Genomic DNA, 11092 nt, shown 5'->3' with positions numbered 1-11092 from the left:
AATAATAATATTCGTTTTAAGGGTGGCGATGAGATGAAAAATATAGGAATTATTGGCGGAATGGGGCCAATGGCTTCAGTAGATTTATTTGCAAAAATTACAGCGCTTACAATGGCAAGCTCTGATCAGGAACATATTCATGTCTTTGTCGATAGTAATCCGGAGATTCCTGATCGAACGAAGGCAATATTAGAAGGTGGGATAAATCCAGTGCCTGCCTTGGTTCGTTCAGCGCATAATCTCGAATCTTTGGATGCCGATATTATTATTATGGCATGTAATACAGCACATTATTTTTTTGATGAAATCAAGCAGGCTGTTCAAGCAGATATGATTAATATGATTGAAGAAACTGCATTGGAAGCAAAGCGCAGAAAGCTATCTAAAGTTGGATTGCTTGCAACAAGCGGCACATACCGAACGGGGTTATATGAAAAGTTTTTTAATCAATATGACATCGAAATTGTGAACGCACCAACAGACATGGAAACAAATATTATGGACTTGATTTACTATGGGGTTAAAGCCGGAAGAAAAGATTATCCGCTAGATGGAATTCAAGCAGTGTTATCTGCAATGAGAATGCAAGGTGTAGATACCTTTATTTTAGGATGTACGGAATTACCAGTAGCCTTTGAAATGTATAAAATAAAAGCAAATGTGATTGACCCGACGGAAGTTTTGGCGCGTAGTGCTATCAGAGCAGCTGGGAAGATGATTGTAAGCTAGCAGATTGTTGACGTAGGTAAAGATTTCTTTATATAATTAAGAAAAATGAGAAACGGGTGTAAAAATGACGATAGAAGAGCGCGGTTATGAAGCGAAACTTTCGAAAAATGAAAGTCTTGTTTTCGAATTCATTATGAAAGAAAAAGAACGGGCTTGTTTTTTGACTTCTACAGATATTGCAACGGAGCTTAATGTGAGCGATTCATCAGTGATTCGTTTGTCGAGAAAGCTAGGGTATGGTAGTTTTGCTGAACTAAAAAAAGATTTGCAAAATGAAGTTTCTCAAAAATCGTTTACTTTACAGAAAACGAATGTTCCCTATAAAAAATTAAAGCAAGTAGATAAGTTGTCAGAATTCGAATTAATTGAAGCCATTCATGAGAGTGCAAAAGTAAAAATCATGCAGGACTTGACGACAAATCAGTCAGAAAAATATATTGAAGTTGCAAATCTGCTAAAAAAAGCGAAAAAAATTTATGTAGTTGGATTTCGCACATGTTCGGGAATGGCGGAATATTTTGCAAATATGTTATCTTTTGTTTTTCCTTTCGTGAATCATGTAACGAGTGTGAGTAGCATGGTCGATGAACTCATGGATATAGATGAAAGCGATGTGATGATTCTCATTAGTTATCCAAGGTATAGTAAAGGGGCATATTATGCACTGGAAATGGCAAAAGAAGCAGGAGCAAGAATTGTTGTCTTTACTGATAAGTTAACTTCGCCGATTACAAATGGCGCAACAAAGGTAATTGCAAATAACATTGATTCACTTACTTTTACGAATTCTTTTATCAATTTAATATTATCAATTGAAGTGCTAGTAAGCCTTGTGGCGAAGCAAAATGAAAAGCAAAGCAGCCAACGCTTAAAACGCATTGAAAAATACTTAAATAAGACTGGTCAATATTAAGAGCGTATGTTTAAAAGTATTCATGTGGTTATTTAAAATAAATATATTATAGCAGACTAGGATTCAGATGGAGTTTCTGCTCTAGCTGAATCCTAGTCGCTCTTATCTGCTGTGAATCTGCTTGCTTTGTTAGCTGATTAGATTCGTCAGCAGACAAATGATTTGAGAATATAATGAATCTCCTATTATTGTTTGATTTTGTTGAAATAATAGGAGATTTGTCTTGATTTGACTTGATAATTTTTAGCTGATAAGAGTATAATAAAAACAGACTGTTTTGAAGCGAGTCAAGCGAAATGACGGGTAGAACGGTAAAATATGTGCAGAGATAATGATGAGGTGATTATATGGAATTTCTTGAATTAGAAAAGAAGGCTAAGCAGATTAGAATTAATATTATTGAAATGTTAGCGGAAGCAGGTTCCGGCCATCCAGGTGGTTCTTTATCCATGACTGATATTTTAACAGTATTATATTTTGATAAAATGAATGTTCGTCCATCTGAACCAAAATGGGAAGATCGTGACCGTTTAGTTTTATCTAAAGGTCATGGTGCGCCTGGTTTATATGGTACATTGGCGGAAAAAGGCTTTTTCCCGAAGGAAGAGTTGATGAAACTCCGTAAATGTGGTGAAATGTTACAAGGTCATCCAGATATGAAAGGTACTCCAGGGATTGACATGTCAACAGGATCCCTTGGGCAAGGCTTATCCGTAGCAAACGGTATGGCAATTGCAGGAAAATTAGATAAAAAAGATTATCGTGTTTATGCAATCTGTGGTGATGGTGAAATTCAAGAAGGCCAAATTTGGGAAGCAGCAATGAGTGCTTCGCATTATAAATTAGATAATTTAACTGTATTTATTGATAATAACGGTTTGCAAATTGATGGTTCAAATAGTGAAGTTATGGGTGTAGATCCAATTGGAGATAAATTTAAAGCGTTCGGTTGGCATGTAATTGAAATTGATGGACATGATTTAAAACAGATTAGTGCAGCTGTTGATATGGCAAAAACGCTGAAAGATAAACCAACTGCAATCGTTGCAAAAACAGTAAAAGGTAAAGGCGTATCTTTCATGGAAAACCAAGTGAGCTGGCATGGTTCTGCGCCGAATCAAGAACAAAAAGAACAAGCAATCGCTGAGTTAAAAAGAGGTGTTCAAGCATGAGTGTAGCAACTAGACAATCTTATAGTGAAGCTATTGTTGAGCTTTCTAATAATCCTAGTATTGTAGTATTAGATGCTGATTTAGCGGCAGCAACAAAATCCGGTGCTTTTAAAAAAGCTTGCCCGGAAAGATTTTTTGATATGGGAATTGCTGAACAAGATATGATTTGTACAGCAGCTGGTCTTGCAACTTGTGGAAAAATTCCATTTGCAAGTACATTTGCAATGTTTGCGGCAGGTCGCGCGTTTGAGCAAATTCGCAATTCTGTAGCGTATCCTAAATTAAATGTGAAAATTGCTGTTACTCATGCAGGGATTACTGTAGGGGAAGATGGTGGTAGCCATCAAGCGATTGAAGATATTTCTTTAATGAGAAGCATCCCTAATATGGTCGTATTAAATCCAGCCGATGATGCAGAAGCTAAACAAGCAGTAAAAGCAGCGGCAGAGTATTATGGTCCTGTATACATTCGTTTGGGTAGAGCAGCAACACCTGATGTACATGGTGAAGGGTATAAATTTGAAATTGGTAAAGGCGAAATTTTACGTGAAGGTAAAGATGTAGCGTTAATCGGTACTGGTATTATGGTAGCGAAATGTTTAGAAGCAGCAGATGAACTTGCAAAAGAAGGCATCGAAGCTACAGTCGTTAATATTGGAACAATTAAGCCTTTGGATGAAGAGTTGGTAATCAAAGTTGCTAAAGCGACTGGTAAAGTTGTGACAGCAGAAGAACACAGCATTATCGGTGGATTAGGTTCTGCAGTTGCTGAAGTTTTATCGGAAAAATGTCCAACAAAAATGGCGAGAATTGGTGTGAAAGATCAATTTGGTGCTTCAGGCAGTCCTAAATTATTGCTTGAAAAGTACGGTTTAACAGCAAAAGATATCGTAGCAGCAGCAAAAGGATTATAATATTTAAATAAAAAACGCGAGACGTTAAAAACGTTCTCGCGTTTTTTTTATTTTTCAGCGCCAAAGAATTTTTAGAATATAGCAGACTTCATCATCGTTAATGGTTACTTGATATTCTTTTGCTAAAAGATTAACGGCAAAACGAACTTTATCAAATTCTTTTTTATGTGTTTTGATAAAGGTGTCACGGTCATCGAATTGGACAAAGTAATTGTGCCGGCAGCGGTCGAGCATGCATCCCATATGAACAATAAAGTCGATTGCATCATTGTCGTTTTTTGTAGTGTAGTTGATTTGTTCAAGAAATTTTTTGATATGTTTGATAGCAAACTTGGGATTAATATATTTTACGTATTGTTCAAGGAGGGCTTGAGATTTGTCATAGATTGATTTTGGTGGAATTAATGTCGTTTGTGCTATTTCAATTCCACCAGATAAGACTTGGATAAATTTCTTTTGAAAGGTTGGTTCTAATAATTGATGAATTGGGAAATAGGGGATGCCAAGGTTCGGGTTAGCATTTCCTACGATGGCGAGAATAGTGTAGGCTTTTGTATATTCTAGCATCTTATTTTTGACTTCGGTTGTATTTGTAACAAGTATAGGGATTGTGGATAGATGATTTTCCTCAAGGAGTGTTTCTAAGATTGATTTTGCCATTTTACTAGAACCTTCGCCAGTAGCGCAAACTGATAAGATTGCAGGTTGCTTTGTATCGGTGGCTGGCTCAAAGGTATGATTGATTTTTTGTGTTAACGTTGTATAAAGTGTGTCAATATCGTCTAATTTATAAAGGATATTGCGTAAAGCTTCCAATGCAAGTGGGGTTGATACATAATCTATTACTCGGCTGTAAATTCCGGCATCATTACGAAGTTTTTCAGCGAAGGTTAAAAGTGATCCCATATCTACAAGTAATAAGACACCTTTGCCTCGATTGACCGCAATTGCAGCTGTACGGACTTTTTGATAGGTTTCGGAAATTGTTGCGCTTAATGGCATATCGATTGCTTTGACCCATTCGGTATTCAGCAGAGCGTTTACTACATTGGCAATACTGCTTGCAGTACTATCACCGTGACAGACGATAATCAGTCCGATTTTTTCATCTTGTGGTGATTCCACTTTGTTATGGACAAGCAATAAGGTGAGAAATCCTTTTTCGTCTTCAGGAATTTTCATCGAAAACGAGGTTGAAAGTTGATTTACGAGGAGTTCAGCCGCTTGGTATTCTTTTGGATAAGATTCTTTAATACTTTGAAGATGTGGATTGAAAATAATTTTTTGCTCTTCAATCCGTTTGAATAATGCTTGCAAATGGAAAGAAAGGCCGAAAATAAATTTATTGTTTAGTTTGGTTTTGAGTTGATCTTGTGCGAGTTCAATTAATAAAGTTGCTGTATCTACAGTTTCCTTTGGCACAATCTTGTAAAGGTTTTGGATATTGGTGCGGGTGTTGTTGAATTTATCCATAACCTGCTTGAAGTGATTTTCGACTTCATCACTAAGCTCGGCATGAATTAACTCTTGATGAATTCCTCGTTTTTTGAGTGAATCGAGTTTCTTTAAAATTACTTCATAGATATTATTTTTTAAATCAAAGGTAAACGATTCTCGTTCTTTTACGGGGAAAATTACGATATCTTCGGAAAACATATTAAGATAATTTTTTATATTGTTATCCAGCTTTGCATAGTCAAATAAAACTTCACGAATTTCACGGTTGAGCATTTGAAAGTCGATAATAATTTCTTTTTGATTTTGTAAGTGTTGGAGAAAAGCTTTGGCACAAAGTAATTTTACTTCAGAGCGCAATTGCCCGATGTTGCCGATACGAAATTCAAAAATCGCTAAACTTTTAAGAACTTCTGGGGCGATCATAATCTTTCGGTTCAGATTTAATGCTTCACAATAGAAGAAATGGTCAACGATTTCTACTCTTTCGCTGATTGGTTTTTCATGAAAGGAAGGAAGGGTAATATTGACTGGAATACGGCGAATGAATGTTGCTAGCAAAGTATCACTCGGGTCTTCTGTGGTAGCAGCGATAATCAAAACATTGCTGCTGCGTCTTATACCGATTTCGCCTAGGCGATTATATTCGCCTTTATCAATTAAATAAAAGAGCATTTCTTGCCCATCGGGAGGTAATCGATGGATTTCATCTAGAAATAGGATTCCCCCATTCGCTTTTTCTACGAGACCAACTTTATCTTTATCAGCGCCAGTAAAAGCATTTTTGGCATGACCAAATAGTTGAGATAATAGAAGTTGCGGGTTATTAAAGTAGTCAGCGCAGTTAAATGTAACAAAAGAATATTCTTCTTTCGTTTTTTGACGAATTTGCATTCCGTATTCGTGCATTGCACAGGCAAAAGTCGTTTTACCGACACCGCTTTCGCCGAGAATTAATGTATGCAAGCCCTTTGGTGGATAAACGATGGCCGCTTTTGCTTGTCCGATTTGATTCATCAGACTGTTATTATTGCCGAGTAGTTTGGCGAAAGGGTCGACACTTTCTTTAGTTCCTACATAATTTACTAGTTGGTAAAGTTCTTCTAATGTATAAGTCTCTTTTGGGGATTCGTTCGCTGTTGAATTAAGAATAAGGGATACCGGGATAAATGAAACGGGACGAGTATTAATTTTAATTAGTTTATGCTCTTTCCATAATTGATTCAACAATGTGCTGGCATTATTTCGAATGATGCCGAGTTTGTCTTGAATAAAGTTAGCGGTAATTCCTGGGTTTTCTCTTGCCTCAATCCGTTTAAGAAATAAGTCGAGACAAAGCTCATTTTCTATGCACTGCATAATTAGATCAATTTTTTTCATTGTAAAATACCTCGTATGATCATATCTAGCATAATCATATAATTGATTTTTTACTAAGTAAAGAATTTTTCGTAGTATTTTATTTTCTTTATTATGCAGTAATAAAATGTGGTAATGTTAGTGCATAATTTTTGATTTCGTATATAGATTTCTGAATTTTTTATCTATTTAGTGTCTAAGTAAAATTTAAACAAAAAAATTTTTGTTTAAAAAATATGGATAATGATAGGATGATTAAATTCTGTTATCAAAAAAATTTATAGGTTGGAGGCTATAGTTTTTGCTCACTTACAAGGATAGATAGAGCGATAAACTTTTTATATTTTATCTGATTTTAGTTATTGTTAGAGATTTTTAAGAAATTTAACCCCTTTTATGCACTAAGTTGGCACAGCATTTGCATTATATAAAGGGTGAGTAACAAAATTCAAGTAAAGGAGGAGCAGAGATATGGCAGAGAATGTATCTTTATTACATGAGAATTTGGTGTTGCTTGATTACGAAAGCGAAGATGACCGTGAAACTCTTTTAACGAATTTAGCGGGGATTTTACAAAGAGAAGGCTATGTGAAGGAAAGTTATTTGGAGGCGATTTTAACGCGCGAACGGGAGTATCCAACTGGCTTAAATACTCCGGGGATAAAAGTTGTTATCCCTCATGCAGCACCACAGCACGTAAATCAAGCGGCAATTTTAGCAGTGAAACTAAAATCCCCGGTGACGTTTAAAGAGATGGGCAATAGCGGTAAAGATGTAGAAGCAAAATTGATATTTATGTTAGCCGTTACTGATCCGCAGGGGCATTTACAAACGTTGAGTAAATTAATGGCGATTTTTTCTGATGGTGAAAAATTAACGGATTTATATAATTCATTGACGAAGCAAGCATTTATCGAAAAGTTAAGCCGTATTTTAGCTTAATTTAAGCAAATATAAATAAGGATGAGGAGTGTTTATTATGAAAAGAATTTTTGTGGCATGTGGATCAGGGGTAGCGACATCTCAAACGGTAGCATCGAAAATCGCTAGTATGTGTGAAGATTATGGTTTGGAAGTAATGGTGGAAGCTGTAGATATCAAGTCGTTAGAAAGTATTATTGATCAATGTGATATTTATGTTTCTATCGTATCTAGTGGAGCAAATAATTGGAATGTACCAACAATTAGCGGAATTCCATTTTTGACAGGGATAGGAATGGAAGAAGAATTTGAAAAGCTACAAGAATATATTAGAGCTTGAAAAAGAAAAAAGCTTCTCGGCAATTCGAGTTGCTAGAGAAGCTAGAATGAGATCCCATAAATATTATAACAAACTTTTTTGGTATCAGTAAACGTGAATTTTGTATTCGTGGTTATTAGTAGAAATGATTATAGAGTGAGATAGTTTCGGATTTAAAATTTAATAATGATAAGGAGAGTTGAGAGATGGATACAATTTTAAATTATATCTTGGGGTTGGGCGCAGCAATTTTTTTACCTGTCATCATGATTTTACTCGGTTTAGCAATGCGAATGAAATTGAAAAAAGCGTTGATTGCAGGCTTGACTTTAGGAGTAGCTTTTACAGGAATGAATGTAGTATTAGGCTTTATGTTTGAAGCAATAAGCCCAGCGGCTACTGCTTTAGTAGAAAGAACAGGACTTCAATTGACTGCAATTGATGTTGGATGGTCGCCAATGGCTGCGATTGCTTGGGCATGGCCGTATGCATTAGTTTTATTCCCATTACAAATTGGTATTAATCTATGCATGTTAGGGTTTAAATGGACGAACTGCCTAAATGTTGATTTATGGAATGTATGGGGGAAAATTTTCACAGCTTCTGTAGTAGCAGCTTTAACAGGTAACTTGATGTTCGGATTCATTGCTGCAGGTATACAAATTGTTTTAGAGCTACTCAATGCAGATGTGATGCAAAAACAATTGCATGGAATCACAAAAATTCCTGGTGTTACTTGTACACATCCAATGATGCTACAAGGTGCTTTCTTAGGATTAATTAATAGAATGTTAGACTTTATTCCTGGGATTAACAAAATAAACATGAATGCAGTGCAATTGAAAGAAAAAGTTGGTATTTTTGGGGAAAACAGCGTTATGGGCTTTTTGGTTGGTGGTTTGATTGCTTTTATGGGTGGTTATGATGCAAAAGGAATTCTAACTACTGCAATGCAAGTTGCTACAGCTTTAGTGCTTTTCCCAATGGTAGCAAAATTGTTTATGCAAGCATTAGCACCTATTGCTGATGCAACGAGCTCCTTTATGAAAAGTAAATTTAAAGGCAGAGAATTTTATGTTGGTCTAGATTGGCCATTTTTAGCAGGACAAGCAGAAATATGGGTTACTGCAATCGTTCTTGTGCCGATTGAGCTTATCTTAGCTTTAGTGATGAGTCAAATGGGAATGAACAATGTTATTCCATTAGCGTCAATTATCAACGTTGTGGTAGCAGTTCCAGCCTTAATTGTAGCAGGTGGAAATTTATTTAGAATGATTATTATCTCAACGATTGCTACGCCGATGTATTTGGCTGTTGCAACAAGTTTTGCGCCAATGATTACAGATATGGCGGCGAAAACTGGGACATTACAAGTTACGGCAGGACAATTTATCACTTGGATTCAATTAGAAGCTCCTGAATTTAGATGGGCAATTGCGCATGCGTTTAATGGTGAGTTGCTGGGAATTGGAGCGTTAGTGATTTTCGCTGTTGCCTTTGCATGGTATTACAGATATATGCAAAAAGTAAATGCGCAATTAGATCAAAAATAAGAAGAGTTTTGAGAGAAGAGTTTTGAGAATAGAAAATTTTGTAGAGCAGATAGGAGAGATATATCATGTTAGAAGATTTAAAAAAACAGGTTGTTCAATATGCATTAAGCGCAGATCGTTCTGGCCTTTGCAAACATAGAGCGGGAAATTTTAGCGTTCGTGATCCAAAAACTGGTTATGTATGTATTACACCGACAGGTGTTGATCGTGAAGAGTTAAGTTATCATGATATTTGTGTGATTGATTTAGAAGCAAATGTAATAGAAGCAGAAACTGGATTGCGTCCAACAAGTGAAAGTCTAATGCATTTAGCGGCTTATAAATGTCGTAGTGATGTCCATGCTGTTGCGCATACGCATTCTAGATTTGCTACAGCCTTTGCCGTATTGCATAAACCAATTCCAGCAGTGATTTATGAAATTCTTGGCTTAGGATGTAAAAAAGGCTATATTCCGGTAGCCGATTATGGCCGCCCGGGTACGCCGGAACTTGCCCAGAGTATAGTTGAACCCTTGCAAATTTCTGATGCAGTATTGATGGAAAGCCATGGTGTATTAGCGGTTGATAAAGAGTTGAAAGAAGCTTTGTTAAAAGCGCATTATGTAGAAGAAACTGCAGAGGTGTATTATCGTGCGCTTACGATCAATGGTGGAGAGGAACCTCCAGTGGTTCCATTGGAGGAATTACAAAAATGGGAGTATCCAAAAGAAATAAAATTATTAAAAAAATAAATGCATTGGAGGTGATGAGATTGAAAAAATTAATCAATAAACCGGAAGATTTTGCTCGTGAAACAGTGGAGGGCATTGTACTTGCGCATCCAGAATCATTAAAAATGCTCAATGACAGTTATCATTGTTTAGTTCGAGCTGATGCAAAGAAACCGGGAAAAGTTGCAATTGCAACGGGTGGTGGTTCGGGACATTTGCCGGTATTTTTAGGATATGTAGGCTATGGATTAGCAGATGGGGTAACGGTTGGAAATGTCTTTGCATCGCCAAGTGCAGAAGCTATGTATGAAGTGGATAAAGCGATTGATAACGGTGCAGGTGTACTCCATTTATATGGAAGATATGGCGGCGATATTATGAATTTTGGTATGGCAGCCGATTTGGCGGCGATGGATGACATTGAAATTGCTGAAGTTTTGGTAACGGATGATGTAGCGTCAGCACCAAAGGAGAAAGCAGATAAAAGACGTGGTGTTGCTGGGTTATTCTTTGCTTATAAAACTGCAGGTGCAGCAGCCGAAAAAATGTTTTCGTTAGCTGAGGTTACGCGTATTGCGCAAAAAACGGTAGATCGGATGCGGACGATGGGTGTTGCACTTACGCCTTGTATTGTGCCTGAAGCAGGTAAAGCAACGTTTAGTATCGGTGAAGATGAAATGGAAATCGGTATGGGGATTCATGGTGAACCAGGAATTCACCGCACGAAATTGCAATCGGTAGATTGTGTAGTTGAGGATATATTGAAAAAAATACTTGAGGATTTGCCATATCAATCTGGAGATGAAGTAGCGGTTTTAGTCAATGGATTGGGTGGGACACCAAAAGAAGAATTGTATTTAGCGTATCGGAAGACCCATCAGATATTGATGGAGCAGGGCATTAATATCCACCGTAAATATATTGGGGAATACGCGACTTCACTTGAAATGGCAGGAATGTCAATTACACTTTTGAAACTAGATGAAGAATTAAAAGAATTGATAGATGCGCCGGCATATTCACCATTCTTTGAACAGAGTCGCTAGG

Annotated in this window: 10 protein-coding genes; 9 read left to right on the top strand and 1 reads right to left on the bottom strand. The window is 36.7% G+C overall.

The window, feature by feature from the left end:
* Positions 1-33 precede the first annotated feature (33 nt).
* The 4 genes from cuyB to ACWZFG_RS04245 all read left to right on the top strand — a co-directional run bounded on the left by cuyB (position 34) and on the right by ACWZFG_RS04245 (position 3728).
* Positions 34-729: a cysteate racemase gene (cuyB, locus tag ACWZFG_RS04260; protein ID WP_177505029.1), complete on the top strand. Its 696-nt coding sequence runs from the start codon at positions 34-36 to the stop codon at positions 727-729.
* 64 nt (positions 730-793) lie between these two features.
* Complete coding sequence (locus ACWZFG_RS04255; RefSeq protein WP_177505028.1) at positions 794-1642, top strand: MurR/RpiR family transcriptional regulator; 849 nt, start codon at positions 794-796, stop codon at positions 1640-1642.
* A gap of 347 nt (positions 1643-1989) precedes the next feature.
* The gene (locus ACWZFG_RS04250) at positions 1990-2814 is read left to right on the top strand and encodes a transketolase (RefSeq protein WP_177505027.1); all 825 of its coding nucleotides are present in this window, start codon (positions 1990-1992) and stop codon (positions 2812-2814) included.
* A complete protein-coding gene (locus ACWZFG_RS04245; protein WP_147670124.1) occupies positions 2811-3728 on the top strand; it encodes a transketolase family protein in 918 nt (305 codons plus the stop codon). Before ACWZFG_RS04250 ends, ACWZFG_RS04245 begins: the two co-directional genes overlap by 4 nt.
* A 54-nt stretch (positions 3729-3782) precedes the next feature.
* Here ACWZFG_RS04245 and ACWZFG_RS04240 read toward each other — a convergent pair whose 3' ends face one another.
* Positions 3783-6563, bottom strand: coding sequence for a sigma 54-interacting transcriptional regulator (locus ACWZFG_RS04240; protein WP_455577137.1), 2781 nt, complete (start codon positions 6561-6563; stop codon positions 3783-3785).
* Between the two features lie 450 nt (positions 6564-7013).
* Here ACWZFG_RS04240 and ACWZFG_RS04235 point away from each other — a divergent pair, with 450 nt between their 5' ends.
* The 5 genes from ACWZFG_RS04235 to ACWZFG_RS04215 all read left to right on the top strand — a co-directional run bounded on the left by ACWZFG_RS04235 (position 7014) and on the right by ACWZFG_RS04215 (position 11091).
* Positions 7014-7484: a PTS sugar transporter subunit IIA gene (locus tag ACWZFG_RS04235; RefSeq protein ID WP_147670122.1), complete on the top strand. Its 471-nt coding sequence runs from the start codon at positions 7014-7016 to the stop codon at positions 7482-7484.
* A 37-nt stretch (positions 7485-7521) separates the two neighbouring features.
* Positions 7522-7803, top strand: coding sequence for a PTS sugar transporter subunit IIB (locus ACWZFG_RS04230; protein ID WP_147670121.1), 282 nt, complete (start codon positions 7522-7524; stop codon positions 7801-7803).
* Positions 7804-7988: 185 nt separating this feature from the next.
* Entirely contained in the window at positions 7989-9335 is a 1347-nt protein-coding gene (locus ACWZFG_RS04225) for a PTS galactitol transporter subunit IIC (RefSeq protein ID WP_455577136.1), read from the top strand.
* Positions 9336-9400: 65 nt separating this feature from the next.
* Positions 9401-10066, top strand: a complete 666-nt coding sequence (locus ACWZFG_RS04220; protein WP_418627066.1) for a class II aldolase/adducin family protein — start codon at positions 9401-9403, stop codon at positions 10064-10066.
* Between the two features lie 20 nt (positions 10067-10086).
* A complete protein-coding gene (locus ACWZFG_RS04215) occupies positions 10087-11091 on the top strand; it encodes a dihydroxyacetone kinase subunit DhaK (protein WP_177505024.1) in 1005 nt (334 codons plus the stop codon).
* Position 11092 lies beyond the last annotated feature (1 nt).

It is taken from the genome of Anaerosinus sp. (genome assembly GCF_965318445.1).
The sequence above is the reverse complement of the archived record's forward strand: the minus strand, read 5'-3'. Positions and strand labels throughout refer to the sequence as shown.

What these genes read in the sequence shown, in the direction of transcription:
- cuyB (WP_177505029.1), top strand. Translation starts at nt 34, where the DNA reads ATGAAAAATATAGGAATTATTGGCGGAATGGGGCCAATGGCTTCAGTA.
- ACWZFG_RS04255 (WP_177505028.1), top strand. Translation starts at nt 794, where the DNA reads ATGACGATAGAAGAGCGCGGTTATGAAGCGAAACTTTCGAAAAATGAA.
- ACWZFG_RS04250 (WP_177505027.1), top strand. Translation starts at nt 1,990, where the DNA reads ATGGAATTTCTTGAATTAGAAAAGAAGGCTAAGCAGATTAGAATTAAT.
- ACWZFG_RS04245 (WP_147670124.1), top strand. Translation starts at nt 2,811, where the DNA reads ATGAGTGTAGCAACTAGACAATCTTATAGTGAAGCTATTGTTGAGCTT.
- ACWZFG_RS04240 (WP_455577137.1), bottom strand. Translation starts at nt 6,563, where the DNA reads ATGAAAAAAATTGATCTAATTATGCAGTGCATAGAAAATGAGCTTTGT.
- ACWZFG_RS04235 (WP_147670122.1), top strand. Translation starts at nt 7,014, where the DNA reads ATGGCAGAGAATGTATCTTTATTACATGAGAATTTGGTGTTGCTTGAT.
- ACWZFG_RS04230 (WP_147670121.1), top strand. Translation starts at nt 7,522, where the DNA reads ATGAAAAGAATTTTTGTGGCATGTGGATCAGGGGTAGCGACATCTCAA.
- ACWZFG_RS04225 (WP_455577136.1), top strand. Translation starts at nt 7,989, where the DNA reads ATGGATACAATTTTAAATTATATCTTGGGGTTGGGCGCAGCAATTTTT.
- ACWZFG_RS04220 (WP_418627066.1), top strand. Translation starts at nt 9,401, where the DNA reads ATGTTAGAAGATTTAAAAAAACAGGTTGTTCAATATGCATTAAGCGCA.